This window comes from Halorussus rarus, assembly GCF_003369835.1.
GTDB lineage: Archaea > Halobacteriota > Halobacteria > Halobacteriales > Haladaptataceae > Halorussus > Halorussus rarus.
Map to the genome: position 1 here is coordinate 1,280,939 of NZ_QPMJ01000002.1, position 26,388 is coordinate 1,307,326.

Consider the following 26,388-nt stretch of genomic DNA (forward strand, 5'->3'; position numbering starts at 1 on the left):
CCCTACCGCCGCGGCGGTCCGTACCGCCGCTGCTGGGACTGCTGGCCTGTCTGCGCCTGCTGGTTCTGGGATTGTTGGCCCCGGGGCTGCTGGTGGTATTGCTCCTGTCCGGCCTGCGCCCGTCGGTTCTGCGGCTGCTGGCCCTGCGCCTGCTGCCCCTGTGACTGCGGGCGGTACTGCGACGGAGCCCCGCCCTGGGACTGCTGGCCTCGAATCGACGCGCCGGGGCTCTCGGGAATCCGCTCGGGCTCGACGGTCTGGAGGTGCGACTGCAGGAAGTACAGCTGCTTGTCCACCTCCCGCGAGAGCTCGGTGTACAGGTCGGCGGTGTCCTCGTCGCCCTCCTCGACCGCGCGCTCGATCTCGCGCCGGAGGTTGTTGGCGTGGACGCCGACGCGCTCGACCAGCGCGGCGACGTACTCCGGCCCGGTGACCGCGTCCGCCGGAATCTCGGGGATGCGGCTGTTCGCGGCGGCCATCCGGACGGTGCCGGACGCCTCGCCGCCCAGCGCGGTCGTGCGCTCGGCGATGATGTCGGCGTGCTCCTCGAGGGTCTCGGCGACCTCGTCGAACAGCAGGTGGAGCTGGTAGAAGTTCATCCCCTTGACGTTCCAGTGGGCGAACTTGGCCTGGGTCATCAGGTCCGTGGTGTCGGCGAGGCTCTGGTCGAGCATCCCGACGACGGCCCGACGGGTCTCGTCCGGGAGGCCCACCGCGGTCCGGTACGTCCGCGGCGGTCGCCGGGCGTTGCCCCGCGACGCGCCGCTCTGCCGGGCGGACTGGCCCTGCTGGCTCCCCTGCTGGGACTGTCCACGTTCCTGTCGCTGTCCGGTCGGCGGTCGTCGTTGCGTGCTCACGTGTTCTCCCCCGTTCCGGGGACGACGACGCGCCGGAAGAAGGTTCGGGCGACCTGCAAGGGCGCCGAGAGGAACGTCCGCGAAGGTCGTAGACGAGCGGCCGCTCGGGCGACGAGGTTTTGGCGCACCCGACCCTGAAGGAGTGCATGGGGGGCCGGGCGAGCGCCTACGCGAGCGAGCTCCGGCGGGTCGTCCGGGAGACGCTCCGCGAAGTTCACGACGAGAACATCACGTTCATGGCGGGCAGCATCGCCTACCACGCGTTCGTCTCGCTGCTGCCGCTGTTGCTGCTCGCGCTCGTCGTCCTGTCGATCGTCGACAGCGCGGCGTTCACGGCAGCGCTGGCCGGGGTCACCGAACCGTTCCTCACGCCGTACGCCCGCGAACTGGTGGTCGGCTCGCTCGACGTCGCCACCGCCCAGACCGGCGTGTCGGTGGTCGGCGCGGCGACGCTCCTCTGGGGGATGTCGAAGATATTCCGCGGGCTCGACGTGGCGTTCTCCGAGATATACGGCACGAAGTCGAACAAGCCCCTGCTCGCCCAGTTCGAGAACGCCGTCGTCGTCTTCACCGCGCTCGGCGTCGCCACCGTCGTCTTCCTCGCCGCCGCCGCGGTGGTCGCGCTGGTCCCGACCCTGCCGTACCGGGACGTGCTCAACCCGCTGTTCCTCGTCGTCGGCCTCACGGTCGCGTTCTTCCCGGTCTACTACGTCTTCCCCGACGCGGACGTGACCCCGGCGGAGGTGCTCCCCGGCGCGGTCTTCGCGGCGGTCGGGTGGGGCGTGCTGGAGGCGGCGTTCCAGGCGTACGTGACCCTCGCCGGGCGCTACGAGGCCGTCTACGGCGCCCTCGGGAGCGCGTTCATCCTGCTCATCTGGCTCTACTTCGGCGGTCTGGTCCTGCTGGTCGGCGCGGTGCTCAACGCGGTCCTCGCGGGGCGGACCGGCGACGAGCACGCGCTCGGCGTCACCGACGACGTCAGCGCCGACCCGCCGCGGTCTGACCCGCCGAGCGCCGACGTCCCGCCTGCTGGCGCGTCGAACGCCGACGCGCGACCGACGGCCGAGGACCGGCGCCCGCCGTCGGTTGGACGCCTTCGGACCGCCCGGGGTCGGGACGAGTCCTGTGGCGCCGGGGCCAGCGTCGGCCGCGTCGGCGACGCCGGCGCGGACCTCCGGCGGGCCGACCGGCAACTCGACGCCGACACCGAGTCCCTCCGGGAGACGGTCGCGCAACTCGAAGCCGAGAACGACCGGCTCGTGGAGGAGAACGACCGACTGCGGCGGCGGAACGACGCGCTGGCGCTGCGGCTCCGACGTCAGCGCCGGTCGGTCTGGGCGCGGACGAAGCGGTGGCTGTTCCGAGACCGGGAGTAGTCGCGAGGAGCGGCGGAGAACTGCGAGGATTCACGGCCCGAAACGAGGTTGGCGTGGCTCGATTCGACCGGGAGGGTCGACGCGACGACGTGCGAGGATACTCGCTCTCAGTCCGAGACCAGTTCGTCGACCGCGCCGTTGATGTCCTCGATCTGGTCGGTCTGGTCGTCGATCTCGCCGGCGATGTCGCGGGTCTGGTCCGCGATGTCGTCGGCGTTCGCCGCGGTCTGGTCGACCATGCTGGCGACCTCCTCGGTGCTGGCGGCCTGCTGGTCGGTCGCGGTCGCGACCTCCTCGACGCCCTGGGTGACCTCCTGGACCGCGTCGGCGATGTCGTCGAAGTGGTCGAGCGTGCCGTCGACCGTGTCGATGCCCTCGTCGATGCGGGCGTTGCTCTCGGTCAGGCTCTCGACCGCGTTCTCGGTGTCGGTCTGTATCCGGTCGATCTCCGACTCGATCTCGCCGGCCCGGGACCGCGACTCCTCGGCGAGCGACTTTATCTCCTCGGCGACCACGGCGAACCCGTCGCCAGCGTCGCCGGCGCGGGCGGCCTCGATGTTGGCGTTGAGCGCCAGCAGGTTGGTCTGCTCGGCGATGTCGTCGATGACCTCGACCACCTCGTCTATCTGCTCGACGCTCTCGCGGATAGTCCGGACGTCCGTCGCGACGCTCTCGGCCGCCTCGCGGATGCCCTCCATCGTCTCGACCGCGTCGGCGGCCGACTCCTGGCCGTCCTCGGCCCGCTTGCGGGCCTGCTTGGCGCCGGACGCGACCTCCTCGGTCGAGGAGGCGATCTCCTCGACCGCGGCGCTGAGGCTCGACACCTCCTCGGAGACCTGCGACATCCCCTGGGACTGCTCGAGCGCGAGGTCCGTGATCTCGTGGGTCCGGGACGCGATCTCCTCCGAAGACTCCTGGAGTTCGGACAGCGACGTCTGGATCTCGCTGGCGGCTGTGTCGTCGTACCCCGCGTTCTCGTCGATGTCCTGTTCCACGTCGGCGTCGAGGTCCGCTTCGCCGTCTACCTCGGCGATCGGTTCCTCGCTCCTGCGCGTTGCATTCGCGTCGTCGCCGTCGCCCGGTCGAATCTGTTCGGATTTTCTCATGCGAAACCGGATTCACCCCGGAACAAAAACATCGGTACCAAACTGGTAAGGTAACCGGCCGCGCGTTCGACCGATTACTCGGTCAGTCGGAGTTCGAAGGCCCACTCGGCGATCGCATCCCACTCGACGACGTGGGTGCGGTCCGCGAACTCGTAGCACCCGGGCGGGAGACAGCCCTCGGCGCGATGGTCGGTCCAGATTTCTGCCTCGCAGGCGAAGCTGTCGCCGCGCTCGACTTCGTTCACCCACAGGCCCAGGCCGCGCCCGAATCCCTCGTCGGGGTCCCTGTCCGCGCGCCAGCACTCCGGTCGCGTCCCGTCACGGTCGAAGCTCCCGGGCCGGACGAGCGCGACGGTCGGGTCCGAGGCGTCGTCGACGGCGGGGAGTTGGAGCGGCGGCGGGCCGCCTTCAGCGTCACCGCCTCGTCGCCGGTCCACCGGAGTTCGACCCGAATCGACGCGGGGGTCCCGGCCGTCACCTCCCCCTCCAGCGTCTCGACCGACAGCGTCGCCGGAATCACGGTCGGCCGCGAGACGTCGGCCACCGAGACGCGGCGGAAGGGGGACTCGTCGCTCATCGTCCGAGTCGAAATCGAGGGTCGCAGTAAGAATCCTATCGGGGGTTCGTCAGGCGTTCTGGACCTGCTTCAGCACCTCGGGCGCCTCGTCGAGCGCCTCGTCGAGTTTGTCGGCGTCGGGGCCGCCGCCCTGCGCGAAGTCCGGCGGGCCGCCGCCGCCACCGCCGACCTTCCCGGCGAGTTCGCCGACGACCTCGCCGGCGTTGACGCCGACGCCGTCGGGGACCGCGACCACGAACGTCGCGCCGTCGGCCCCGCTGCCGAGCACCGCTATCTTGCCCTCATCGACCAGGGCGTTGGCGGTCGCCCGGAGCTCGTCCATGTCGGCGTCGATGCGCTGGACGACCGCGGTGGCGTCGCCGACCGCGACCTCCTCGCCGCCGTCGCCGCCGGCGGCGCGGGCCTCGGCGAGCTGTTCCTTGAGCTCCTCGATCTGCTTGCCGCGGTCCTTCCACTCGTCGAAGAACCGGCGGGCGGTCTCGGGCACCTCGTCGGGGGCGACGTCCAGAACGTCGGCGGCCTCGGCCAGCGCGGCCTCGGTGCGCTGGGTCGCCTCGATGGCGGCGTCGCCGGCGGCGAACGTGATGCGCTCGACGCCGTCCTGGACGCGCTCGGTGTTCAGGAGCTTGATGGTGCCGACGTCGCCCGTGCGCCGGACGTGGGTGCCACCGCAGGCCTGGACGTCCTCCGCGACGTGGATGAGCCGGATGTTCTGGCCCGCCGGGATGCCGCCCTGGTAGAGGTCGAAACCGTACTCCTCCTCGGCCTCGTGGCGGTTGGGCCACTCCTGCTGGACCGAGGTGTTCTCCATCACCAGCTCGTTGGCGACCCGCTCTATCTCCTCGCGGGTCTCGGGGTCGATGCGCTCGTAGTGGCGGACGTCGATGCGCGAGCTGTCGACGCCCTTCTGGGCGCCGGCCTGCCGGACGTGGTCGCCCAGCACCTCGCGGGCGGCGTGGACGACGATGTGGGTCGCGGTGTGGTGGCGCATCAGCCGGCGGCGGCGCTCGCGGTCGATCTTCCCGCGGACGATGTCGCCCTTCCCGACCGGCTCGTCGGTCCGGTGGAGGATGACGCCGTCGACGATCTGGACGTCGCTGACCTGCACCGTCTTCTCGTCGGTGGTCAGGGTGCCGCGGTCCGAGGGCTGGCCGCCGCCCTCGGGGTAGAACATCGTCTGGTCGAGCACCACGTCGTAGGCGGCCTCGCCCTCGTCGTCCTCGCGCTCGAGCACGTCGAGGACCACGGCCTCGAAGTCGGTGCCGTACTGGTCCTCGTAGAAGTGGCGCTCGGTCTTGGGCAGGTCGGCCAGCCGGTCGTCCTCCTCGACCTCCTCCTCGAAGGCCTGGCCGGAGTCGTGGCGGGAGGCGACGACGCTGTAGAAGTCGTCGGGCACGTCGACGTCGGTGCCGAACTCGGCGGCGATCTCCTCGACCATGTCGGGTTGGATGCCGTGGGAGTCGTACAGCTCGACCAGCTCGTCGGTCGGGATGGGTTGGCCCTTCTCGGCGTACTCCTTGGCGAGGCGCTCGACCCGGCGGCCGCCCTGTTCGAGGGTCTCGCGGTACTTCTCGACCTCGGTCCGGACGATGTCCCGGACCGTGTCGCGGTTCTCGTAGCCCAGCCGCTCGGCCTGCATGTCGACGAGCTCGTCGAGCGGGGCGTCGACGCCCGCGTTGTCGCAGAGCCGCTTGGTCCGGCGGAGCACCATCCGGGCGAGGTAGCCCGTGGCGACGTTGCTCGGCACGATACCGTCGCCGAGCATGTACGCGAGGGTCCGGCAGTGGTCGGCGATGGCGTAGATATCCTCGAGGGGTTCGAGCAGGTCCTCGAGCCGCGAGGTCGAGACGTCGAGCTCTCGGGCGATGTTGTCGCGGGCGGCCTCCATGTCCTCGGCCTCGTCGATGTCCATGTGGCCCGCGAGCTTCGAGGCGCGGTGGACCAGCTCCTCCTCCTCGTCGGAGTGGTCGATGCCGGCGTTCTCCTTGAGGAACGAGATCATCTCGGGGTAGACCGCCTCGTAGACGGTCGGAGTGCCCTGGCTCACCCAGGTCCACCGCTCCAGCCCGTAGCCGGTGTCGACGACGTAGGTGTCCATCTTGGAGTACCGGTTGCCGTCCTTCATCTCGTACTCGCCGTCGGGGTCCTGCTCCATCGACATGAAGACCAGCGTGGCGAGCTCGGCCCCCTTGTAGATGACCTCGATGGCGGGGCCGGCGTTACCCCCACCGACCCACGGGTCCTCGATGTAGGTGATCTCCTCGACGTTCGCCCCCATCGACTCGAAGAACTGGTCGCAGTACCGGACCGTCTGGTCCTTCCAGTACACCTCCCCCTGGTAGGCGTACTTGTCGGGGTCCTCGATGTCCTCGCGGGCGTTGAACGCGTGGTGGGCCATCATCTCGAACGCCATGGTGTGACGGCCGGTCTTGCCCACGTTGTCGATGTCCTGCATCCGGATGCAGGGCTGGCTGATGGTCAGCGGGTTGGCCGGCGGCGGGGTCTGGCCCGACGTGACGAGGGGCTGGAAGTCGGCGATGGAGGCGATGGTGAGCAGCATGTCGTCGCGCCACCGGTTGGCCGCGACCGGATACGGCTCGATGCGCTCGTGGTCGTGGTCCTCGAAGAACGAGAGGAACGCCTCGCGCATCTCCTCCAAGGTGTGCTCCTCGTCGAAGCCGGGGTCGTCGATGAACTGGTACGTCTCGCACGGCGGTTCGCCGCAGGTCGTTCGGTCGGGGTCGCGCGTCCAGAAGAAGTCACCGCACTCGGTGCACTCCTTCCTGACGAACCCCTCCTCCTCGAAATACTCGAGGCGGTACTCCTCTTCGAGTTCGCTCATTATTGTGCGTATTTCGCCAACGAGCGCGTAAAACAGTTCCGCAAGTTCGTCACTCGTTCGGGCGCCGTGCCCGGTTCGGACCCCGCGCCGGCCCGAGTCGCACCCGCGACGATGACGGCGAACTTATGCCGGGTCGGGTCGCACGTCCGATTGCATGGCTGACATCACCATCACCACCACCGACAGTTTAGAGAGCCGCGAGATCACCGAGTACCTCGGCGTCGTCTCGGGCGAGGCGGTCATCGGCGCGAACGTCGTCAGCGACATCGCCGCGGGCATCCGCGACGTGGTCGGCGGGCGAAGCGGGTCGTACGAGAAGAAGATCGAGACGGGCCGCGAGGAAGCCGTCGCCGACATCCGGGCGGAGGCCGAGGAACTGGGGGCAGACGCCGTCGTCGGCGCGTCGTTCGACTACGAGGAGATGGCCGAGGGGATGCTCTGGGTCAACCTCTCGGGTACTGCGGTCCGGACGCGCAGCGAGTAGCGTCGGCGGGCGCAGAACGCTCACTCTCCGGTAGAGAGCGGTGGGATTCCCCGACGCAGGTTCCCTCGTGAAATTCGCGGTGAGTACAGAGCGTGTATTGAGCAGTTCAATGTGGAGATGTCTTAGTGCCTTTCAGAATTGAGGAGGCGGTCTTCTGGGTAGTCAATTTGCCAGTAGAGGTAGCGATGGGCAAAATCTTCGAAATTATCGTAGCCGCACTGTGGACATTCAAACCCGGTCGCTTGGTCACCACCGACCGGGAACTCATACTCACAGTCGTTTTGACACTGTTTGCCACGGCTTTTACCGGCAAAAATCTCGAAAAGTGTGGGTTTGTGCGCTTCAAGATGGGTGGTACCCCAGTGTTTCATCGCCTTGATAGTCTGGGTCTGTAGAATCACTTCGCAGTACTCACAGTCAAATGTAACCGGGTCATCACCGGTAGTTCCGTCCCCTTTCCCCCAGTCTTGCTCTTGGCCCCCGAACTCCAGCCCGTTATAGTTGGTCATGGTTGTACGTGGTCGCCGGTACTCCTTCCCCAATTTCTATCCAGTGCTGGTACAGACTTAAGAAGACGGGCCAATCCCAGTGTGGTAAATCCGCACCACGTACTAGACGAATCCGCGCTTTCAGGTTCGGGACTCGGGCTGAGTGAAGAAGTCGGGCGACCGACTACCGAGTGAGAAACGCGGACTTCCTCAGTCCACCACGTACGTCTCGAACTGCCGGCTCGCCCATCGGAAGGCGAGCGCGGGGCCGACCGCGCCGACGAGCACCGCCAGCGCGCCGCCGCCGACCCGGACCGCGGCCTGCGGGACGCCGGCCAGCGCGGCGACGAACCCCGCGAGCGGCGGGAGCAGCGCGACCACCGCGCCGACCGTTCCGACCAGCAGCGCGACCGAGTAGGCCGCGAACGCGCCCTTGCTCGGCATCGTGACCTCGCGGCTCCGGAACACCTCGACCGTGCCGAACCGCGGGAGGAGGGTGCCGACGCCAACCGCCAGCACGGTGCCCGTGACCACTAGCACCGCACTGAGACCGGTCAGCGCGAGCCACCGGGCCGGGGAGAGCGGACTCAGCGCGCCCGCGACGCCGGTCGCCAGCGCCACGACCGGCGCACCGACCAGCGCGGCCGAGACGACGTGGCCGACCACGAACTGGCGGCCGTCGAGCCCCGACAGCAGCGTCGCCGGCAGCACCGACCCCTCGTCGCCGAGGGGGTTCAGCGCCGTCGCGCCGACCGCCCACGTCCCGTAGAGCGCGACCAGCACCGGTAACGAGGTCGGCACGCCGCTCTCGAACGCCGTTCGGAGCGGCGCGTACAGGAAGAACAGGGGGTAGGCGACGTAGAGCAGCCGGATGGGCGAGCGCTTCGTCCGGCGCCAGACCGCCAGCGTCACGGTCCGGGTCGGCCGGGCGAGCACGCCGCCGAGCGGCCCGGTCAGCACGCGCTCGCCGAGGCCCGGGGTCGACTCGCGGGGTCGGGTCGCGGGTGCGTCGCCGGCAGGCGCACCCGTCGGCCGAGCCGGGCGGTCCTCGCCCTCCTCGTCCTCGTCGTCGACCTGCGCCGAGTCGGCGTACCAGACCGTCGCGGCGGCGCGGACGGTGACCGCCGCGAACCCGAGGACGAGCGCCGAAGCGAGCGCCGCCGCGCCCAGCGCGCGGGCCGGCACCGCGTCGATGCCCGGCAGCCCCAGCAGGAGGGCGTCGCCGAACCACGCCAGCGGCGTGTCCCGGAGGACGCGCTGGAGCGTCGCGACCGCGTCGTTGAGCGCCTCGGAGGTGACCGCGAGGAAGTAGAGGCCGAACGCGACCACCAGCAGCGCGGTCTTGTGGCGGGCCAGCCACGGCGACCGGAGCGTGACCCACTTGACGCCCAGGCCGACCGGGAAGCCGATGGAGAGCGCGACCGCGAGCAGCGTCGCGGCGGTCGCCGGCACGACGACGACGGGTGCGACGGCGCCGGCGCCGACTGCGAGCGCCGCCGCGATGGTGACGACGGGAACCGCCGCCACCGCGAGCATCCGGCCGTACTCCGCGAGCAGCAGGCCGAGCGCGGCGTCCCGCGCGGGCACGGTCGTCAGGAGGCCCGTGGGCGAGTCGAGTTCGCCCTTCCCGCCGGCCGACCGGGCGGCCGCCAGCGCCGCGAGGCCGACCCACCCGACCGCGGTCCCGCCCCGGACGATGTCGAGAATCGAGAACGGGAGGCCGAGGTCGGGCAGCGCCCGCCCGAACTCGTAGGCCAGGTAGCCGCCGCCGACCGTCGGCAGGAGGACCCAGACGAGCAGTCCGATACCGGTGGCGGCGGTCCGGGTCGTGCTGGAGCGGATCGACCGGACGGTCCGGACGAACTCGACGCGGGCGATCCGGGTCGCGTGCGAGAGGTCGGGAGCCCTCATCGGGCGAACTCCGACTCCCCGGCGTCGGCGCGCTCGGCCTCCTCGGGGCGCTCGCTGGTGACTTCGAGGAACACCTCCTCGAGGGTGGACTCCTCGCCCGACTCCGCCCGGTGGGTCAGCGACTCGGGCGACCCCTCGGCGACGAGCCGGCCCTCGTGGAGCACGCCGACCCGGTCGGCCAGCTCCTCGACCACGGGCAGGATGTGGGTCGAGAGGAAGACGGTCATCCCCTCGTCGCGGAGCTCGGTGATCAGGTTCCGGACGGTCCGGGCCGCCCGGGGGTCGAGCCCGGAGGTCGGCTCGTCGAGGAACAGGACCGCGGGGTCGTGGAGCACCGCCTGGATGAGCGCGGTCTTCTGCTTCATCCCCTTCGAGTAGGTCGAGATGCGGTCGTCGGCGTCGTCCGCGAGGTCGAACCGCGCGAGCAGTTCCCGGACGCGCTCGTCGGCTTCGGCCCCGGGCAGGTCCCGGAGGCCGGCGACGTACTCGAGCTGCTCGCGGCCGGTGAGCTCGTCGTAGATGGGCGGCTCCTCGGGCATGTAGCCCAGCTCCTCGACCACCGCGTCGCGGTCGGTGACGGGCTCGCCGGCGACCCACGCCTCGCCCGAGGTGGGCCGGGTCAGGGTCGTCAACATCTGCATCGTGGTGGTCTTGCCCGCGCCGTTCGGGCCCAGGAAGCCGAACACCTCGCCGCGCTCGACCGCGAAGGTGAGGTCGCTGACCGCGACCGCGTCGCCGTACGACTTGGTGAGCGACTCGGTGCGGATTGGGGCGCTCGGGCTCATGGTCGGGAGAATCGGGCTCGCGTGCGTCGAGCGTCCAGCGGGCCTCGGACGTCGCCGGTCGTCGGTTCGAGAGGGCAGTGGCTCATGAGCCACAGTTGGTCGACCAGTGACAAAAGTCTAGTTCGTCGCGACTCCGGCGGCTCGTGCCGGCGGAGACGTTCGCGTCAGTCGTCGGCGGGGGACGCCGCGTCCTCCGACGCGGCCGCGGTCGCGTCCGACCGCGAGCTGAGCGGTTCCGACCCGCAGTTCACGCAGGCGTAGTTGCCCTCGACGGTCTCGACGACGGGCGCGTTGCACTCGATGCACTTCAGCTGGGCGTCCCGTACTGCTCTCGGATAGCGTCCCATAGTATCCTCGTCACGTACGACGGAGCCGAGTAAAAGCGAGGCGGCCGTTCGGGACCGTTTTCGTTCGCAACGCGGGGTTTCGTCGGGGGAGCGGTTTTCTCGGACGGCCCCGCCGACGAAACGGCCGATTGCCGCCGAGTCAGCCCCGCGCTAACTCTCCTGCAGCGACAGCGACGCCAGCAGCGCCTCGAGCTGGACGCGCTCGTTGGCGCCCTCGGTGATGCGGTAGTCGACCTCGCCGACCCGGTCCATCAGCCGGACCGTCGCCTCCTCGTCGAGGTCGAACTCCCAGACCGACCGGTGGAGCTGGTCGATGATGTCGCCGCCCGCCAGCCCCTTGTTCGTGAGCAGGTCGTCGAGCACCGACCGGGCCCTGCTGAAGTCGCCCTCGATGGCGTGGGTGACCATCTCCTCGATCTCCTCGGGACGGGCGGTGCTGGTGATGGTGAAGACGGCCTCCTCGTCGACGACCTCGCCCATCACGGCGGCGGCCTGGAGCGCGTTGATGGCCTTGCGCATGTCGCCGTCGGCGGCGTACACCAGCGCGTCGACGCCGTCCTCGGTGGTCTCGATGCCCTCGGCGTCGGCGATCTTCCGGACCTGCTCGGCGACGCCCGCCTCGTCGATGGGGCCGAACCGGAACGTCGCGCACCGCGACTGGATGGGGTCGATGATCTTCGACGAGTAGTTGCACGACAGGATGAACCGGGTGTTGTTCGAGAACTGCTCCATCGTCCGGCGGAGCGCCGACTGGGCGTCGGAGGTCAGCGAGTCGGCCTCGTCGAGGAAGATGATGCGGTAGCTGTGGCCCCCGAACGACGACCGGGCGAAGTTCTTGATGCGGTCCCGGACCACGTCGATGCCCCGCTGGTCGGAGGCGTTGAGCTCCAGGAAGTTGCTCTCCCAGTCGTCGCCGTACAGCTGCTTGGCGATGGCGACCGCGCTGGTGGTCTTGCCCACGCCCGCCGGCCCCGAGAACAGCAGGTTGGGCAGGTCGTCGCGCTCGACGTACCGCCGGAGACGCTCGGTGATGTCGTCGTGGCCCGCGACCTCCTCGAGGGTCCCGGGGCGGTACTTCTCGATCCAGATCTCGTCGCGCCCGGCCGCCGGCTCGCCGGGCTCGCTCTCGGCCGCGTCGTCGCCCTCGCTCTCGACCTCGCTCATGAGGGAGACGTGGTGCTAGCCGGTCTTAAACTCCCCGAGGTCGCGGCGGGAAGTCGCGGCCGGCGGCTCGCCCGGACGGTCCGCCGCCGGGATTCGACTCCCGATAGGACGGGCTTAACGCGCGAAATCCGGCATACCGACGCAAGCCATATCTCCCGGGCCGTCGACAGGTCGAGCATGGACAGACGACTCGCAGCCCTGCTCTGCGTCCTCGTGGTGCTCGCCGCGGTGCCGGCCCCCGTCGCGGCCCAGGAGGTCCGGTCCGGCGGGACCGTCGTGGTCGCGGACGGCGAGACCGTCGACGGGCCGCTCCAGGCGTTCGGCGGCACGGTCATCGTCCGCGGGACCGTGAACGGCGACCTGACCGCCGCCGGCGGCAACGTCTACGTGACCGGGCGAGTGAACGGCGACCTCCAGGCGATGGCGGGCAACGTCCGCATCAACGGCACGGTGACCGGCGACGCCAGCGCGGTCGGCGGCAACGTCGTCCTCGCGTCCGGCGGCCGGATCGGCGGGGAGCTGAACGCGGGAGCGGGGAGCGTCGAAATCGACGGCGAGGTCGGCGAGGACGCCTCCGTCGGCGGCGACACCATCACCCTCGGGCCGAGCGCGGTCGTCGGCGGCGACTTCGTCTACGACGGGACCCTGAACCGTGCGGAGGGCGCCCGGGTCGCGGGCCAGGTCCGGGAGGACACGAACCTCGGCGAGGGCGTCGGCTTCACCGGCCCCATCGTTCCGACGTGGGTCGAGGGAGTCTACGGTTTCCTCGCGAACCTCGTCCTCGGGGCGATACTGCTCGTCGTCTTCCCGCGGTTCTCCGCCGGCGTCGCCGGGCGGGCGAGCGAGACGCCGCTGCGCTCGGGCGGCGTGGGGCTGCTGACGTTCGTCGGGATTCCGGTCCTGTTCGTCCTGCTGCTGCTCTCGCTGGTCGGGATTCCCCTCGCCCTGCTCGTCATCCTGCTCTATCCCCTCGCGCTGTGGATCGGCTACGTCTACGGCGCGTTCGCGCTCGGGGCGTGGGCGCTCGGGCTGACCGACGCCGACAGCCGGTGGCTGGCGCTCGCGCTCGGCGTCTTCGTCGTCTCGATAGTCGGCTTTGTCCCGATTCTCGGCGGTCTGATCCAGTTCCTCGTGCTCCTGCTGGGCCTGGGTGCGTTCGCGCTCGGGGTCTGGGGCGGCCTCCGCGGGCGGCGCCGGCGCGACGACGATTACGACCGGGAGACGGTGGTGTAGCCGGGACCGGGCAGCACTCGTCCGGATTGCAGTAGCTGGGACGGTTCTTCGTGCAGTATCGGAATCTACGTCTTCAGGTCCGCAATAGCAGTCGCTCGCGGTTGTTAGAGAGACGGGGTAGGTCAGTCGGCGATGACCCACGTGGAAACCACGCGGGCTGAAAGGTAACCGTCTGACCGTGCCGTCTACCCGACTCTCTCTTCTATCGCTACAAAACACCTCCGGTACGCGGGTCCGGCAGGTGTCAGTTTTTTGGGATAGAGATCTGCGAGCGACGCGGTTTACATTGATGAGGAAGCGCCATTGCCGACCACTGGTTCCCGGCGCGCGCTGGCGCGGCCCCTGTGGCCGCGCCAAGCGTGCGAGGGATGACTGAGCGACCGACGGGAGCGAAGGAAGAGGTTGGGGAGGCGTGAGGCCCGCGGTTGCGGTGTCTCGACGAACGGAGTGAGTCGAGGCTCGTCAGAGCGAAGCTCTGACGGTGCCCTGCAGTAATTCACAGGTGACGGCAGTAGCTAGCTTCTCTGTAGCCCTCCAGGAAGCGGAGCAACTGTCCTCCCGGAGACTCCCACGTCAGCCACCCTAACCACCCCCATCGCTCCCGACACGCTTACCCCTCACCGCCCGAAAACTCGGTAGCATGAACGTGACCGTCGAGGTCGTCGGCGAGGGGAGCCGCGACCTCGAAGTCGAGGACGCGACCTACGCCGACCTGCTGGCCGAGGTCGACCTCAGCCCCCACGAGGTCTCGGTGATGGTCGACGGGCGGCCCGTCCCGGAGGACCAGCCCGTCGAGGCCGACCACGTGAAGGTCCTGCGGCTCATCAAGGGCGGCAGCGGCGACGACGGGCCGACCAGCGAGGCGGAGGTCGACGCCCTCGCCGCACCCCAGGACGAGGACGAGGCCGGCCCCGTGACGGCACTCGACCGCGAGCGCCGGAGCCTCGGGGTGTCGGAGCTCGACTTCGAGCTACCTAACGCCGGGGCGGGGCCCGACCCGCTGTCGCTGTCGTCGTTCGCCGCCACCAGACCCGGCCGGGACGACGCAGACGAGTTCGTCGGACGCGAGTGGGTGACGGGGCGTCCGGACGAGAACGAGGCCGTGGTCCTGCTGTTCCTGCGCGACTACTGGTCCCGCGGCTGCCGGCAGCAGGTCCAGGACGTGGCCGACCGCTACCGGGAGTTCCGCGAGCGCGACGCCGCGGCGGTCGCGGTCCTCCCCGAGCCCGAGGGAAAGGCCGGGAAGTGGCAGTGGAAGTACCACCTGCCGTTCCCGCTGGTGGCCGACGCCGACAAGACGGTCGGCGAGCAGTACGGCCAGCCCACTCGGTTCGGCCCGCTCGGGCGGCGCGTCGACCTGCTGGGCCGACTGCCCCAGGTCGCGATTCTGGACGCGCGACACGGCGAACTGGGGCTCGACGCGGTCCACCGCGGCGACGGGCCGGACGACCGGCCGTCGGTCGACGACGTGCTGGCGATGGTCGACCGACTGCTCGGCGACGACCGGGAGTGAGGTCGGGCGGCGATGGACGTCAGCGTCCGCGAAGCGACAGACGGCGACCGGCTCGACGTGCGGCGCGTCCTCGACGCGGCGATGCTCCGGATTCGTGTCGACCTCGCCGAGCGCGTCGGCGCCGGCGACGTGCTGGTGGCGGTGGAGGCCGGGGGCGGCGGTGGCGAAGACGACGGTGGCGAAGACGGCGACCGTTCCGTCCTCGGCGCGCTCGTCCTCGTCTCGGGCGGGGACGGAACGGACGAACGCACCGGCGCGCACATCGACGCCGTGGCGGTCCGGCGGGCGCGCCGGGGGCAGGGCATCGGCTCGGCGCTGGTCCGGGCCGCGGCCGAGCGCCGCGGGGTCGTGACCGCCGAGTTCGACCCGGACGTGCGGCCCTTCTACGAAGCGCTCGACTTCGATATCTCGCGGGTGGACGGGGACGAGAACGAGGACGGGAGTCGGCTGTGGGGTCGGTACGACGGGACTGCGGACCCTTCCTGAAGTCGTTCCAGTAGAGCCAACTGTCCCGACGCCGCTCTGTCACGCATGGACGAGCAACGACGACGGCGGGTCGCCGTCATCTGGACCGCGTTCGCGGTCGTGATGGGCTACGTCACGCTCTCGGACGGGTTCGCGGTCGGAGCGAGCGACCTGCTCGGCGTTCTGGCGGTGGCGCTCGGACTCGGACTGGCGTACGTCTACTACGCGAACCCCGGCGGGCTGCTGGACTTCGGAGAACGAGAGGCCTAGACCGGGATTCGGCCGGGCGACGCCTACACCAGCGGTTCGACCAGGTCGCGGCCGGCGTCGAGCAGGTCGTCGACCCGGGCCTCGCTGGCGGCCTCGGCGTAGACGCGCATCTTCGGCTCGGTCCCGCTCGGTCGGACGAGGAGCCACGAGCCGTCCTCCAGGAGGATCTTGAACCCGTCGGTGTCGTTGACCTCGTCGACGCGCTCGCCGGCCACCTCGTCCGGGAGGTCGGCTTCCAGGTCCGACAGGACGCGCTCTTTGTCCTCGTCGGGGCAGTCGACGCTGACCTTGCTCTGGTGGATCTCGCCGAACTCCTCCAGGAGCGCGTCCACTCGGTCGTCGTAGGAGCGCTCGCTCTCGACCGCGCCGGCGAGCAGCGCCATCAGCACGCCGTCCTTCTCGCGGACGTGGCCCCGGATCGAGAAGCCGCCCGACTCCTCGCCGCCGATGAGCGCGTCGTGGTCCTTCATCGCCTCGGCGACCCACTTGTAGCCGACCGCGGTCTCGACGACGTCCTCGCCGTGGGCCTCGGCGACCCGGTCGACCAGGAACGTGGTCGAGACGGTCCGGACCGCGGGGCCGGAGTCGTCTTCGAGCAGGTAGTCGTACGTCGCCGCGAAGAAGAGGTTCTCGTCGAGGAAGCCCCGGTCGGGCGTGACGACCGCGATGCGGTCGGCGTCGCCGTCGTTGGCGACGCCGAGGTCCGCATCCTTCTCGCGGACCTCGTCGACGAGGGGCTGGAGGTTCTCGGCGCTGGGCTCGGGGTTCGTGCCGCCGAACTCGGGGTCCTGCTCGCACCGCCGCCGGTGGACCGTCGCACCGGCGCGCTCGAGCAGTTCGTCGGTGAACCCGCGGCCCGACCCGTGCATCGCGTCGTAGACGACCTCCAGGCCGTCGAGGGTCGCCCCGTCGCCCGAGCCCTCGGGGGCGACCCCGACGACGTCGAACAGGTGGGCGGCGTACGGTTCGAGGAGGTCCTCCTCGCGGACGCTCCCCTGCTCGTCGTCGGAGAGCGCGCGGGGCTCGGCGATGCGGGCCATGATCTCGTCGGTGACCTCGGGGAGGGCGGGCGCGGCGTCGTGGGGGAAGAACTTCACGCCGTTGTAGTTCGGCGGGTTGTGCGAGGCCGACACAACCAGCGCGCCCGCGAGGTCGCGGTCGGCGACGGTCCAGACCGCCAGCGGGGTCGGGCAGTCCCGCGGCGGGATCAGCGCGTCGAATCCGTTGGCCGCCAGCACCCGGCACAGCTCCTCGGCGAACCCGCGCGAGGTCTCGCGGGCGTCGTAGCCGACGGCGACGGTCCCCGAGTCGCGGTCCTCGACCTCCCGGAGGTAGTCGGCGACCGCCTGCCCGACCATCCTGACGCGGGGCGCGGTGAACTCGTCCAGCGTCGCTCGCCAGCCGTCGGTCCCGAACGAAATCGGCGTCTCCATACCCACAACGTCGCTGCCCCCGCCGAAAAAACCACCGCGTGGCCGGTTCTCACGGCGCCGGTAGTTCCGGCGGGCGAGTCGGTCCGACGGGGCGAATCGGGCGGCCCCTTATGAAACGACCGCGGATTCGCGGCAGTGGAGCCAGGCGGGTGGGGCGGATACGTTCGAACATGACGACGACACGGACTCCGCCCGGACCGCGCGGCCTCCCGCTGCTGGGCAACACCCACCAGTGGGCCCGGGATCCCTGCTCGTTCCGCGAACGGTGCGCCGAGCAGTACGGCCGCGTGGTCAACTACGAGATCATCGGCTGGGACGCCTACATGCTGACCGACCCCGCCGACGTGAAGCGCGTGCTGGAGGACCGCGAGACGTTCCCGAAGCACCGCGAGAGCGACGACCAGCTCCGCGAGGTGCTCGGCGACGGCCTCATCGTCAGCGAGGGCGACCGCTGGGAGCGCCAGCGCGAGGCCATCCAGCCCGCGTTCTACATGAGTCACATCGAGCGGTACGCCGACATCATGGTGTCGCGGACCGAGGACACCACCGACCGCTGGCGCGACGGCGGGACGGTCGACCTGCGCTCGGAGATGATGCGGACGACGCTCGAGATCCTGGTGGAGGCGATGTTCGGAGAAGATATCGACCTCGAGGCCCGGGGCATCTACGACGCGGTCGAGGCGATGCAGGAGCCGCTGCGTCCCCGGAACCAGCCGGTCACCTTCCTCGCGCCCGACTGGGCGCCCGTGCCCTTCCTCCGGCGGGCCGACCGGGCGCTCGACCACCTGGAGGCGCAGGTGTACGACATCCTCGACGAGCGCCGCCGGACCGACACGAATCGCGACGACCTGCTCGCGATGCTGCTCGGCGCCGACGCCGAGATGGACGACGAGCAGATCCGCGACGAGATGCTGACCTTCCTGTTCGCGGGCCACGAGACCACCGCGCTCGCGCTGACGTTTATCTGGGATCTGCTGTCGCGCAATCCCGAGGTCGAGGCCCGGCTTGGCGACGAGATCGCCGCTGTCGTCGACGGCCGGCCCACCATCGAGGACGTGTTCGCCTTCGAGTACGCCGAGGCCGTGGTGAAGGAGGCGCTCCGGCTCTATCCGCCGGCCCACGAGATCCGGCGCGAGCCCGCCGAGGACGTTCTCATCGGCGACTATCGGATTCCGGCGGGGTCGCTGCTCGTCCTGCCGACGTGGGTGCTCCACCGCGACGAGCGGTTCTGGGACGACCCCGACGAGTTCCGGCCGGAACGCTTCGTCACTGACGACGCCGACCGGCCCGAGTACGCCTACGTCCCGTTCGGCGGCGGGCCCCGGCGGTGCATCGGCCAGCAGTTCGCCATGACCGAGGCCCAGCTCGTGCTCGCGACGATGGCCCGTGAATGGACGGTCGACCGGAACTACGGCGACCTCGACCTCTCGGCGGCGGTCACGCTCCAGCCGAAGGGCGAGGTACCGGTGACGACGGAGCGCCGTTGACGGCCCCGACACCTGTTCGCTGCGCTACAAAAATCGAGACCCGGAAACTGTTTTCCCGCTCAGCCCCCTACTTCCGGGCAATGAGTTCCACTCCAGTCGTCGTCGCGCTCGCCGGCAGCATGCGCGACGGCAGCTACACCAGGCAGGCCCTGACGCGCGCCCTGGCCGCTGCCCAGCGACGCGGCGCCGAGACCGAACTCCTCGACGTCCGCGAGTACGACCTCCCGGTGTTCGACCCCGACGAGCCCGAACCCGAGGCCGCGACGCGGCTCAAGCGTAAGATCCGCAGGGCCGACGCGGTGCTCTGGGGGAGCCCGGTGTACCACGGGTCGTACTCGGCCGCCTTCCGGAACGTCCACGACTACTGCGGCTTCGACGAGTACGAGGACACCACGGTCGGGCTGCTGGCGTCGGCCGGCGGCGGGTCGTTCGCCAGCACGCTCGACCACATGCGGGTGACCGCCCGCGGGGTCCACGCCTGGGTGCTGCCCCACCAGGTCGGCATCCGGAACGCCCGGGACAAGATCGAGGACGGCGAGATAATCGACGAGGACATCGCCGACCGGGTCGAGACGCTGGGCCAGCAGGCCGTCGAGTACGCCTTCATCCACCCCGACGTGACCGCGCCCGACGCCGGCGTCGACGAGGACGAACAATCGGCCGCCGAGGCCGACGCCGACGACTGAGCTATGGACGCGAGCCCGGTCGTCGTCCTCACCGGCGGGACCAGTGGCATCGGCCGGGAGGCCGCCGAACGGCTGGCCGCCCGGGGCGCGACCGTCCTGTTCACCGGCCGGGACCGCGAGGGCGGCGAGGAGGCGCTGTCGGCGGTTCGGAGCGCTCACCCCGACAGCGACGGCGCGTTCTACCGGGTCGACTTCGCGGACTTCGACGCGGTGCGCGAACTGGCCCGCGAGGTCCGGTCCGACTACGACCGCCTCGACGCGCTGGTGAACAACGCCGGCACCTCGCAGAACGAGCGCCGGACGACCGAGGACGGCGTCGAACTCACCTTCGCGGTCAACCACCTCGCGCCGTTCCTGCTCACGAACCTGCTCGCGCCCCGCCTCCGCGAGAGCGCGCCGGCGAGGGTCGTCACGACGACCAGCGGCCTCCACGAGAACGGGTCGCTGGCGGACCTCGACGCGGTGGTTCGGGGGAGGAACTTCGACGGCCTCGACGCCTACGCCGACTCGAAGCTCGCGAACGTGCTGTTCACCGTCGAGCTCGCCGAGCGACTCGCCGGGTCGGGCGTGACCGCCAACTGCGTCCACCCGGGGTGGATTCCGCAGACGGACCTCGTCCGGAACGCGCGGGGGTTCTCGAAGCTGTTCACGACCGCGGCGGCGCTGGTCGCCGGCGTCGTCCCGGTCGGCCCGTTCGAGAGCGTCGCGGGCGCGGCCGAGGCGCTGGTCCACCTGGCGACGAGCGACGCGGTCGCCGACGTCTCGGGGGCGTACTTCGACCGGCGCGAGCGGGCGACTCCCGCCCGGGCGGCGACCGACGCGGCGCTCCGCCGGCGGCTCTGGGAGCGCAGCGCGGAGCTCACCGACCTCCCGGCGTCGGTGCCCGAGGGCGACCCGCTAGGATAGGGACTCGCGCTACTCCATCGACTCGCCGGTCGCGCCGTCCGCCTCGACCAGCCGCTCCTTCGCCGCTCGCGACAGCTGCTTGATCTCGTGCTCGCGGGACATCGCCGCCGACTTCGAGTTGAATCCCTCGCGGTATGCGAGTTCGACCGGCGCGCGGCCGCGGGTGTACTTCGCGCCCTCGCCGCGGTCGTGGTCGCGCACGCGGCGCTCGACGTCGGTGGTGTAGCCCGTGTAAAAACTGCCGTCGGCGCACTCGACGATGTAAACCCAGTGGTCCGGCACGCCTTACAGGCTTCGCGTGGTGGTTCTTAGGGTTTCGGTTCCCGCCCATTCAGCGGGCTATGCTCTGGCCTCTCTGGCGCGTTGGCGCGCGACTTCGGCGATTCCGGCGTTCGCGGAGCACGAGACGCACGCGCGGACCCGACCGTCCTCGTCGGCGAATACTCGTGCGAACTGCTCGGAGACGTGCGCGCCGCAGTGGTCACACCTTGGCATTGGGTTTCAACTGGCAGCCGTGCTGCCAGTGACCAAATCTTTGGGCCCGACCGATAAAAATCCTTCTCAAACGCGACACTGATTTTCAGAAATGCAAAGAAGGTTTTCGATAATTGAACTGGTCCCGCAGATTTCCCGGCAAGACCCGCCGCTCGAAACGCCGCATTGTCCCCGAGTAAGGGCGGGTGTCGGTCGGGTCGCCGGGAGTCGGAGGCCGGACGAGGTTATCGCCCCGAGCTCTCGTGGTCGGCCGCGCCGTCGACCGCCCGGGCTATCAGGCCCGCCTGGGCGCCCGCAACGAACCCCGCGTCGACGTTCACGACCGACAGCACCGAGCAGGACTGGAGCATCCCGGACAGGGCGGCCTCGCCCTCGCCGCCGTGGCCGTACCCGGTCGAGACCGGCAGGCCGATGACGGGGGTGTTCACCAGGCCGGCGACCACGGTGGGCAGCGCGCCCTCCCGGCCCGCGGCGACGATCAGCACGTCGGCGCCCCGGAGGCGGTCGAGCTGGTCGACGATGCGGGTCAGCGCCGCGACGCCCACGTCGTCGACCCGGTCGACGCTCGCGCCCATCTCCCGGGCGACGACCGCGGCCTCGCCGGCCGGGACAGCGTCGCTGGTCCCCGCCGTGACCACGCCCACCGTCGCGTCGAGGTCGGGCCCCGAGAACTCCGCGGCGTGGGCGACGACGACTCGCGCGCGCTCGTGGACCGACACCTCGGCCTCGGGGTGGGTGTCGGCCAGTCGCGCGCGGACGGCCTCGCGCTGGGTCTCGTCGGTCCGGGTGACGATGGCCCGGCCGGTGGTCTCGACCGCGGTCTCGGCGAGCGCGGCCGCCTCCGCCGGCGTCTTGCCGTCGCCGAGAATCGCCTCTGGAACGCCTCTCCGGGACTCTCGGGCCGCGTCGAACCGGCCCGCGTCGCCGGTCGCGTACCCCGCGAGTCGCGCCTCGGCCTCCGCCGGACTCACCTCGCCGGCGGCGACCGCTTCGAGCAGATCACGCATGTGCGACTCTGGGCGCTCTACGTACTCCTATCCTCCGACCGCGTCCGGCCGCGGGCACACAACCGCCTAGTATTTATCCCTTTTGGCACTATAGATAGATGACCGGGAAGTGACCGACACGGAGCCGTTCGCCCGGGAATTTGGGAAGCTTTATTAGGGGTGGCAGGAAAGAAAGGGTCGTATGGCAGACCTCATCGTCAAAGCCGCTGTCAAGGACGCACTGGACGACAAGAACGTGGCCTCCGACTTCTACGACGCGCTCGACGAGCGCGTCGAGGAACTCCTCGACGAGGCTGCCCGCCGAGCCGAGGCGAACGACCGGAAGACCGTCCAGCCCCGCGACCTGTAAATCGGCACAAACTCCTTCCTTTTATCGAGCGCTACCCGCGTAGCCGGCGGCTCGGTCGTCGGTGAAGAGCTGTATCATGGAACAGTAGACGCAGAGTGGCGGACTCGGCGTTCAGAACCGGTGGACGTCCACGCCGTCGTCGGTTCCGACGTGGATCTCGTCGGCCATCCCGACGAACAGCCCGTGCTCGACCGCGCCGGGGAGTCCGGACAGGTCGGCCGCGAGCGACGCGGGCTCGGCGATCTCGCCGAAGTCGCAGTCGAGCACGAGGTTCCCGTTGTCGGTCACGACCGGCCCGTCCTTGCGCTCGGCGGCCCGGAGGGCGGGCTCGCCGCCGAGCCCGCGGACCTCGTCGGCTACCGTCGTCCGGGCGTCGGGCAGCACCTCGACCGGGACGGCGCGGTCGAGCAGGTCGGCGGCCTTGCTCGGGTCCGCGACGACGAGTAGCCGGTCGGCGGCCGCGTCGACCACCTTCTCGCGGGCGTGGGCCGCGCCGCCGCCCTTCACGAGGTGGGGCCCGGAGAACTGGTCGGCGCCGTCGATGGCCAGGTCCACCGCGTCGGCCTCTTCGAGGGTCGTGAGCGGGACGCCGACCTCCCGGGCGAGCGCCCGGGACTGGAAGGAGGTCGGGATCCCGCGGACGTCGAGGCCGGCGTCGACCGCCCGGCCGACGGCCCGGATGGCGTGGGCCGCGGTCGACCCGGTGCCGAGCCCGACGACCGTGCCGTCCTCGACCGCCTCGGCCGCGCTCTCGCCGGCCGCCCGCTTCCCCGCGTCGCTTCCGCCGGTCGTCTTCATGCGCGCACCTGCGCGGGCCGCGGTGAAAAGTCTGGTCGAACGGGCGCGACGGCGCCGGGTCGAGCGAGCCGGCGCCGGGCCGAACGACTGCAACGGCTCGTTTCCCGACGGAACGGGCGCTAGTGTTTTGGCAGTTCCGCCCCTGATTCGAAAGACAATGGCTGCCAGCGACTCGGACGCCGAGTCCGGCACGGGGACCGGGGAGGGCGACGTGTCGACCGAAGAGGACGACGCGACGACCGAGCGGGGCGAGACGACGACCGAACAGGGGGAGGCGACGACGGAGCCAGCCGAGGAGGCGGTCGCGCTCCGGGACGTGCAGAAGACGTACTACCTGGGCGAGCCCGTCCACGCGCTCGACGGGGTCGACCTCTCGATTCCGCGAGGGTCGTACACCGCGGTGATGGGGCCCAGCGGCTCGGGCAAGAGCACGCTGCTCAATCTCATCGGCTGTCTCGACACGCCCAGCGAGGGCGAGGTGTGGGTCAACGGCCGGGAGGTGTCGGCCATCTCCCAGCGCAAGCGGACCCGGGTCCGGGGCGAGGAAGTCGGCTTCGTCTTCCAGACGTTCAACCTCATGCCGAAGCTGACCGCGGCCGAGAACGTCGCGCTCCCGCTGGTCTTCCAGGGCGTGGACAAGAACGAGCGCATCGACCGGGCCGAGGACCTGCTGGCGGACGTCGGCCTCGGGGACCGGGGCGACCACCGGCCCAACGAGCTCTCGGGCGGCCAGCGCCAGCGGGTCGCCATCGCCCGGGCGCTCGCGGCCGACCCGGCCATCATCCTGGCCGACGAGCCGACCGGGAACCTGGACCAGGAGACCGGCAAGCAGATCATGGGCCTGTTCCAGCACCTCCACGACCAGGGCAACACCATCCTGATGGTGACCCACGAGCGCCCCATCGCCGAGCACGCCGAGCGCGTCGTCCACGTCCTCGACGGCACCGTCGAGCGCATCGAGGAGATCGAGGAGCCGCGCCGGGTCGAGACCGACCTGCCCTGATTCTCGTCGCCGACGGGCCGGCGGGGGCGACCCGCGCTCACCCGCTGACCGGCAACGCCGAGAAGAAGAAGACGTTCATCGCGAGGTATGCGACGTACAGCCCCAGCAGCGCCGCGCCCGCGAGTCGGGTCAGCTTCCCCCGCCAGAGCAGCAGTCCGGACAGCCCCGCGATCACCAGCAGCGCCGGCAGGTGGAAGTACAGCGCCCGCGGACTGGTGGTGACCGAGCCGACCAGCGCGACGATGCCGGTGTTGGCGGTCACGAAGAACAGCAGGCTCCCGATGACGCCCCCGACCGCGATGTCGTTGTACCCCAGCCGGACCGGTTCGACCGCGAGCAGCAGGTCGTCGAGCGTGAACACGATGGTGACCATCGTCACGCCGAACGCGGTCTGGTGGAGGTCCCACGTCTCGACGATGCCCTCCGTTCCGGTCGAGGCGGTCTCGGCGCCGACGACGATGCCGCCGAGCGCCACGAGCATCACCGCGGGCCAGAACCAGTCGCGGCGGGCGACCCGCCGGAGCGGCCCCGGCAGGTCGTCGTCCGTCACGCCGTCGCCGGCCACCGCGGCCGCCGCCTCGCCCTGACCGTCGGCGCTGGTGGCGGCCTCCATCACCTCGCCCGAGCGCATGTAGCTCCGGTCGCCCCGGAGCTCGCGGGCGGCGATGTACCCGAACACCGCGAGGTAGGCGGCGATGAGCACCACGCCGTCGACCGCGTCGATGCGGCCGGTCAGCAGGTACGGCAGCAGCACCAGCGGCGAGACGACCATGATGGCGAGGTAGTCGGTCGGGACGTCCACGTCGAACGGGTAGAGCAGCGCCGCCGCCGCGAGCGTCAGCCCGAAGATGGAGATGGCGTTGCCGATGGCCAGCCCGAACGCGACGTTCTGCATCTCCCGGAAGCCGGTGAAGACGCCGAACGCGACGTTGTCGACCTCGGTCCCCGACACCACGACGGCCAACAGCAGCGCCGAGACGCCGAACCGCGATGCGGTCCGGACCAGCGCGTGGATGAGCACCTCGACGCTCCCCAACAGTATCAGCGACCCGAGCAGGAACGCCGCGACCGCGGCCCATCCCGACACGGAGAGCAGTTCGTCCGATTCGCCCGCTTCGTCCGACTCCTGGACCGCCCCGGCGTTCCCCGCGACGACGCCGACGACCGCGGTCGAGACGACGACCAGTGCGACGACGAGACCGACGTGAGACGTGTTCGGACGCAAGCCTTCGAGTTCCCCCGACGACTCCACGACACCCACCCACGTGATACTTTTCGCCCGTGTATCGGACTCCGTTGAACTCGTCTACACGGGATCGCCCGGTTGCCGCCTCCTCGCTCGCCGGAACCGTCGATTCCGCGGAGCGCCGGGGGCCGCGGGCGCGGCGGGGTACGAGCGGTCACCGGACCGCGCCAGCCGACATCTTGAATACCGTCATCCCCCTAGAACGGACACCCTCGACCGACGCCGGAACAGTCGTCCGCTCGGCCGGCCCGGCCGGTCGAAGCGACAGCGATGCGACGACCAACTACCGTCCCACACTGAATGGAGTTCAGAGAGAGCCTGCGCCTCGCCTGGCGCGCGATACGCAGTCACAAGCTCCGGTCGACGCTGACGACGCTCGGGGTCGTCATCGGCGTCGCGGCGGTCGTCACCTTCGTCACGCTCGGCACCAGCCTCCAGGCCGACGTGCTCGGGCAGGTCGGGGCCGACCGCACGCCCAACGTCTACGTCTGGGCCGGCCCGGAGGGCGCCGACGGCGGGCCGGGCGCGGGCGCCCAGCCGGTGTTCACGACCCACGACCTCGACCGGCTCCGGAACGTCTCGGGGGTCGCGGAGGTCGTCCCGCGGGGCATCGTCCCCACCGCGGCCGTCTCGGCGGGGGGCCGGACGGTCGCCCAGCGGCAGGTGATCGCCACCTCGCCGGGCTACTTCGACGCCGACAGCTTCGCGGCCGGACGGGGCTTCCGGCAGGGCCGGCGCGAGGTGGTGGTCAACCGACCGGCCGCCGAGCTGTTCGACCCGGCGCTCGGCGTCGGACGGAACGTGACGCTCCGGCTCGCCTCCGGGGAGTCGATCGAGGCCGAGGTCGTCGGCCTGCTCAACGAGTCGGCCGGCGGGGCCTTCTCGACCGGGCTCGGCGAGGCCGGGCCGCTGGTGTTCACGCCGACCGACCCGTTCTACCGGACGACCATCGAGCGGCCCGGGACCGGCGAGAGTCAGCGGGTCTACCCGACGCTCACGGTCGTCGCCGAGGACTTCGCGGCGGTGCCCGACGTCAAGGACGGGGTCCGGGCGTACCTGACCAACGAGTCCGACGCCGCACAGCTGGTCCCGGACAGCTACGCCTTCGCGGTCGAGACCGACCAGGACCTCGTCGACCAGCTCAGGGAGCTCATCAACACGCTCACCAACTTCGTGACCGGCATCGCGGTCATCTCGCTGGTCGTCGGCTCCATCGGCATCGCCAACGTCATGCTGGTGTCGGTCACCGAGCGCACCAAGGAGATCGGCATCATGAAGGCGGTCGGCGCGCAGAACCGCGACGTCCTCCAGCTGTTCCTGCTGGAGGCGACGCTGCTCGGGCTGTTCGGCGCGGTGCTGGGCATCCCGGTGGGCGTCGCGGGCGCCTACGCCGCGGCCGAGTACATCGGGCTGGGCCTCGTGTTGCCCTACGAGTGGTTCGGCATCGCGGTCGCCGTGGGCGTCCTCGTCGGCGTCGTCGCGGGGCTCTATCCGGCGTGGAGCGCGGCCCGGACCGACCCCATCGACGCGCTCCGCTACGAGTGAGGGGTCCGCTCCGCG

At 70.5% G+C, this 26,388-nt stretch carries 27 protein-coding genes and 1 pseudogene; 13 read left to right on the forward strand and 15 right to left on the reverse strand.

All coding sequences use genetic code 11. From position 1 onward, the window contains the following. Positions 1–2: 2 nt before the first annotated feature. Positions 3–857 carry a DNA starvation/stationary phase protection protein Dps gene (dps, locus tag DVR07_RS14670; protein ID WP_115798013.1) on the reverse strand — a complete coding sequence of 285 codons (855 nt, stop codon included), beginning with the start codon at positions 855–857 and terminating at the stop codon, positions 3–5. A 146-nt stretch (positions 858–1,003) separates the two neighbouring features. Between dps and DVR07_RS14675 the strand changes: the two genes are divergently transcribed. Next, on the forward strand, positions 1,004–2,233 hold the full coding sequence (locus DVR07_RS14675; RefSeq protein WP_205254535.1) for a YhjD/YihY/BrkB family envelope integrity protein: 1,230 nt from the start codon (positions 1,004–1,006) through the stop codon (positions 2,231–2,233). 107 nt (positions 2,234–2,340) lie between these two features. Here the strand turns inward: DVR07_RS14675 and DVR07_RS14680 are convergent, their stop codons facing one another. The 3 genes from DVR07_RS14680 to alaS form a co-directional block, all read right to left on the reverse strand. Beyond that, positions 2,341–3,339 (reverse strand): methyl-accepting chemotaxis protein, encoded by a 999-nt coding sequence (locus tag DVR07_RS14680; protein WP_115798014.1) that lies wholly within the window; start codon positions 3,337–3,339, stop codon positions 2,341–2,343. Between the two features lie 74 nt (positions 3,340–3,413). Then, a complete protein-coding gene (locus DVR07_RS21725; RefSeq protein ID WP_162829578.1) occupies positions 3,414–3,776 on the reverse strand; it encodes a hypothetical protein in 363 nt (120 codons plus the stop codon). A 189-nt stretch (positions 3,777–3,965) separates the two neighbouring features. Further along, positions 3,966–6,758 (reverse strand): alanine--tRNA ligase, encoded by a 2,793-nt coding sequence (gene alaS / locus DVR07_RS14690; RefSeq protein WP_115798016.1) that lies wholly within the window; start codon positions 6,756–6,758, stop codon positions 3,966–3,968. A 154-nt stretch (positions 6,759–6,912) separates the two neighbouring features. On the opposite strand from alaS, the gene DVR07_RS14695 reads away from it, so the two are divergent. After that, a complete protein-coding gene (locus DVR07_RS14695) occupies positions 6,913–7,242 on the forward strand; it encodes a YbjQ family protein (protein ID WP_115798017.1) in 330 nt (109 codons plus the stop codon). Positions 7,243–7,364: 122 nt separating this feature from the next. Here DVR07_RS14695 and DVR07_RS21730 read toward each other — a convergent pair whose 3' ends face one another. The 5 genes from DVR07_RS21730 to DVR07_RS14715 form a co-directional block, all read right to left on the reverse strand. Then, positions 7,365–7,751, reverse strand: coding sequence for a hypothetical protein (locus DVR07_RS21730; RefSeq protein WP_162829579.1), 387 nt, complete (start codon positions 7,749–7,751; stop codon positions 7,365–7,367). Between the two features lie 189 nt (positions 7,752–7,940). Then, positions 7,941–9,641, reverse strand: coding sequence for a hypothetical protein (locus DVR07_RS14700; protein WP_115798018.1), 1,701 nt, complete (start codon positions 9,639–9,641; stop codon positions 7,941–7,943). Further along, positions 9,638–10,426 carry an ABC transporter ATP-binding protein gene (locus DVR07_RS14705; RefSeq protein WP_115798019.1) on the reverse strand — a complete coding sequence of 263 codons (789 nt, stop codon included), beginning with the start codon at positions 10,424–10,426 and terminating at the stop codon, positions 9,638–9,640. The genes DVR07_RS14700 and DVR07_RS14705 overlap by 4 nt, the downstream gene beginning before the upstream one ends. 164 nt (positions 10,427–10,590) lie before the next feature. After that, a complete protein-coding gene (locus DVR07_RS14710; RefSeq protein ID WP_115798020.1) occupies positions 10,591–10,773 on the reverse strand; it encodes a hypothetical protein in 183 nt (60 codons plus the stop codon). Between the two features lie 150 nt (positions 10,774–10,923). After that, entirely contained in the window at positions 10,924–11,937 is a 1,014-nt protein-coding gene (locus DVR07_RS14715) for a replication factor C small subunit (RefSeq protein WP_115798021.1), read from the reverse strand. Positions 11,938–12,114: 177 nt separating this feature from the next. Between DVR07_RS14715 and DVR07_RS14720 the strand changes: the two genes are divergently transcribed. From DVR07_RS14720 to DVR07_RS14735, 5 genes and pseudogenes are all read left to right on the forward strand, one after another. After that, complete coding sequence (locus tag DVR07_RS14720) at positions 12,115–13,170, forward strand: bactofilin family protein (RefSeq protein ID WP_115798022.1); 1,056 nt, start codon at positions 12,115–12,117, stop codon at positions 13,168–13,170. Between the two features lie 640 nt (positions 13,171–13,810). After that, positions 13,811–14,005: pseudogene (gene samp2, locus DVR07_RS22160) on the forward strand (ubiquitin-like small modifier protein SAMP2); the annotation flags it as partial. 78 nt (positions 14,006–14,083) lie between these two features. Beyond that, positions 14,084–14,683: a peroxiredoxin family protein gene (locus DVR07_RS14725; RefSeq protein ID WP_205410998.1), complete on the forward strand. Its 600-nt coding sequence runs from the start codon at positions 14,084–14,086 to the stop codon at positions 14,681–14,683. Between the two features lie 12 nt (positions 14,684–14,695). Beyond that, on the forward strand, positions 14,696–15,169 hold the full coding sequence (locus DVR07_RS14730) for a GNAT family N-acetyltransferase (RefSeq protein WP_115798023.1): 474 nt from the start codon (positions 14,696–14,698) through the stop codon (positions 15,167–15,169). 45 nt (positions 15,170–15,214) lie between these two features. Beyond that, positions 15,215–15,418 carry a hypothetical protein gene (locus DVR07_RS14735; protein ID WP_115798024.1) on the forward strand — a complete coding sequence of 68 codons (204 nt, stop codon included), beginning with the start codon at positions 15,215–15,217 and terminating at the stop codon, positions 15,416–15,418. 23 nt (positions 15,419–15,441) lie between these two features. Here the strand turns inward: DVR07_RS14735 and DVR07_RS14740 are convergent, their stop codons facing one another. Further along, positions 15,442–16,851, reverse strand: a complete 1,410-nt coding sequence (locus tag DVR07_RS14740; protein ID WP_115798025.1) for a phosphoglucomutase/phosphomannomutase family protein — start codon at positions 16,849–16,851, stop codon at positions 15,442–15,444. Positions 16,852–17,021: 170 nt separating this feature from the next. Here DVR07_RS14740 and DVR07_RS14745 point away from each other — a divergent pair, with 170 nt between their 5' ends. The 3 genes from DVR07_RS14745 to DVR07_RS14755 all read left to right on the forward strand — a co-directional run bounded on the left by DVR07_RS14745 (position 17,022) and on the right by DVR07_RS14755 (position 19,930). Continuing rightward, the gene (locus tag DVR07_RS14745) at positions 17,022–18,338 is read left to right on the forward strand and encodes a cytochrome P450 (RefSeq protein WP_115798026.1); all 1,317 of its coding nucleotides are present in this window, start codon (positions 17,022–17,024) and stop codon (positions 18,336–18,338) included. Between the two features lie 80 nt (positions 18,339–18,418). Next, a complete protein-coding gene (locus DVR07_RS14750) occupies positions 18,419–19,024 on the forward strand; it encodes an NADPH-dependent FMN reductase (protein WP_115798027.1) in 606 nt (201 codons plus the stop codon). 3 nt (positions 19,025–19,027) lie between these two features. Beyond that, positions 19,028–19,930, forward strand: coding sequence for an SDR family oxidoreductase (locus DVR07_RS14755; RefSeq protein ID WP_115798028.1), 903 nt, complete (start codon positions 19,028–19,030; stop codon positions 19,928–19,930). Between the two features lie 9 nt (positions 19,931–19,939). On the opposite strand, the gene DVR07_RS14760 is transcribed toward DVR07_RS14755, so the two are convergent. From DVR07_RS14760 to larB, 3 genes are all read right to left on the reverse strand, one after another. Continuing rightward, positions 19,940–20,212 (reverse strand): GIY-YIG nuclease family protein, encoded by a 273-nt coding sequence (locus tag DVR07_RS14760; RefSeq protein ID WP_115798029.1) that lies wholly within the window; start codon positions 20,210–20,212, stop codon positions 19,940–19,942. Between the two features lie 57 nt (positions 20,213–20,269). Further along, positions 20,270–20,425, reverse strand: coding sequence for a DUF7563 family protein (locus DVR07_RS22750; protein WP_449272230.1), 156 nt, complete (start codon positions 20,423–20,425; stop codon positions 20,270–20,272). A gap of 224 nt (positions 20,426–20,649) precedes the next feature. Then, positions 20,650–21,432, reverse strand: coding sequence for a nickel pincer cofactor biosynthesis protein LarB (gene larB, locus DVR07_RS14765; protein WP_115798030.1), 783 nt, complete (start codon positions 21,430–21,432; stop codon positions 20,650–20,652). 181 nt (positions 21,433–21,613) lie between these two features. On the opposite strand from larB, the gene DVR07_RS14770 reads away from it, so the two are divergent. Continuing rightward, positions 21,614–21,781 carry a DUF1931 family protein gene (locus DVR07_RS14770; RefSeq protein WP_115798031.1) on the forward strand — a complete coding sequence of 56 codons (168 nt, stop codon included), beginning with the start codon at positions 21,614–21,616 and terminating at the stop codon, positions 21,779–21,781. Between the two features lie 111 nt (positions 21,782–21,892). Here DVR07_RS14770 and rpiA read toward each other — a convergent pair whose 3' ends face one another. Then, positions 21,893–22,579, reverse strand: coding sequence for a ribose-5-phosphate isomerase RpiA (gene rpiA / locus DVR07_RS14775; RefSeq protein ID WP_115798032.1), 687 nt, complete (start codon positions 22,577–22,579; stop codon positions 21,893–21,895). Positions 22,580–22,736: 157 nt separating this feature from the next. On the opposite strand from rpiA, the gene DVR07_RS14780 reads away from it, so the two are divergent. Then, complete coding sequence (locus DVR07_RS14780) at positions 22,737–23,582, forward strand: ABC transporter ATP-binding protein (protein ID WP_115798033.1); 846 nt, start codon at positions 22,737–22,739, stop codon at positions 23,580–23,582. 37 nt (positions 23,583–23,619) lie between these two features. Here the strand turns inward: DVR07_RS14780 and DVR07_RS14785 are convergent, their stop codons facing one another. Continuing rightward, positions 23,620–24,807, reverse strand: coding sequence for a sodium:calcium antiporter (locus DVR07_RS14785; protein WP_162829580.1), 1,188 nt, complete (start codon positions 24,805–24,807; stop codon positions 23,620–23,622). Positions 24,808–25,128: 321 nt separating this feature from the next. Between DVR07_RS14785 and DVR07_RS14790 the strand changes: the two genes are divergently transcribed. Beyond that, complete coding sequence (locus DVR07_RS14790; RefSeq protein ID WP_115798035.1) at positions 25,129–26,373, forward strand: ABC transporter permease; 1,245 nt, start codon at positions 25,129–25,131, stop codon at positions 26,371–26,373. Positions 26,374–26,388: the final 15 nt, after the last annotated feature.

What these genes read in the sequence shown, in the direction of transcription:
- rpiA (WP_115798032.1), bottom strand. Translation starts at nt 22,579, where the DNA reads ATGAAGACGACCGGCGGAAGCGACGCGGGGAAGCGGGCGGCCGGCGAG.
- DVR07_RS14710 (WP_115798020.1), bottom strand. Translation starts at nt 10,773, where the DNA reads ATGGGACGCTATCCGAGAGCAGTACGGGACGCCCAGCTGAAGTGCATC.
- DVR07_RS14730 (WP_115798023.1), top strand. Translation starts at nt 14,696, where the DNA reads ATGGACGTCAGCGTCCGCGAAGCGACAGACGGCGACCGGCTCGACGTG.
- larB (WP_115798030.1), bottom strand. Translation starts at nt 21,432, where the DNA reads ATGCGTGATCTGCTCGAAGCGGTCGCCGCCGGCGAGGTGAGTCCGGCG.
- DVR07_RS14735 (WP_115798024.1), top strand. Translation starts at nt 15,215, where the DNA reads ATGGACGAGCAACGACGACGGCGGGTCGCCGTCATCTGGACCGCGTTC.
- DVR07_RS14715 (WP_115798021.1), bottom strand. Translation starts at nt 11,937, where the DNA reads ATGAGCGAGGTCGAGAGCGAGGGCGACGACGCGGCCGAGAGCGAGCCC.
- DVR07_RS21730 (WP_162829579.1), bottom strand. Translation starts at nt 7,751, where the DNA reads ATGACCAACTATAACGGGCTGGAGTTCGGGGGCCAAGAGCAAGACTGG.
- DVR07_RS14745 (WP_115798026.1), top strand. Translation starts at nt 17,022, where the DNA reads ATGACGACGACACGGACTCCGCCCGGACCGCGCGGCCTCCCGCTGCTG.
- DVR07_RS14705 (WP_115798019.1), bottom strand. Translation starts at nt 10,426, where the DNA reads ATGAGCCCGAGCGCCCCAATCCGCACCGAGTCGCTCACCAAGTCGTAC.
- alaS (WP_115798016.1), bottom strand. Translation starts at nt 6,758, where the DNA reads ATGAGCGAACTCGAAGAGGAGTACCGCCTCGAGTATTTCGAGGAGGAG.
- DVR07_RS14790 (WP_115798035.1), top strand. Translation starts at nt 25,129, where the DNA reads ATGGAGTTCAGAGAGAGCCTGCGCCTCGCCTGGCGCGCGATACGCAGT.
- DVR07_RS14780 (WP_115798033.1), top strand. Translation starts at nt 22,737, where the DNA reads ATGGCTGCCAGCGACTCGGACGCCGAGTCCGGCACGGGGACCGGGGAG.
- DVR07_RS14695 (WP_115798017.1), top strand. Translation starts at nt 6,913, where the DNA reads ATGGCTGACATCACCATCACCACCACCGACAGTTTAGAGAGCCGCGAG.
- DVR07_RS14700 (WP_115798018.1), bottom strand. Translation starts at nt 9,641, where the DNA reads ATGAGGGCTCCCGACCTCTCGCACGCGACCCGGATCGCCCGCGTCGAG.
- DVR07_RS14770 (WP_115798031.1), top strand. Translation starts at nt 21,614, where the DNA reads ATGGCAGACCTCATCGTCAAAGCCGCTGTCAAGGACGCACTGGACGAC.
- DVR07_RS22750 (WP_449272230.1), bottom strand. Translation starts at nt 20,425, where the DNA reads ATGCCAAGGTGTGACCACTGCGGCGCGCACGTCTCCGAGCAGTTCGCA.
- DVR07_RS14720 (WP_115798022.1), top strand. Translation starts at nt 12,115, where the DNA reads ATGGACAGACGACTCGCAGCCCTGCTCTGCGTCCTCGTGGTGCTCGCC.
- DVR07_RS14755 (WP_115798028.1), top strand. Translation starts at nt 19,028, where the DNA reads ATGGACGCGAGCCCGGTCGTCGTCCTCACCGGCGGGACCAGTGGCATC.
- DVR07_RS14675 (WP_205254535.1), top strand. Translation starts at nt 1,004, where the DNA reads ATGGGGGGCCGGGCGAGCGCCTACGCGAGCGAGCTCCGGCGGGTCGTC.
- DVR07_RS14680 (WP_115798014.1), bottom strand. Translation starts at nt 3,339, where the DNA reads ATGAGAAAATCCGAACAGATTCGACCGGGCGACGGCGACGACGCGAAT.
- DVR07_RS14750 (WP_115798027.1), top strand. Translation starts at nt 18,419, where the DNA reads ATGAGTTCCACTCCAGTCGTCGTCGCGCTCGCCGGCAGCATGCGCGAC.
- DVR07_RS14740 (WP_115798025.1), bottom strand. Translation starts at nt 16,851, where the DNA reads ATGGAGACGCCGATTTCGTTCGGGACCGACGGCTGGCGAGCGACGCTG.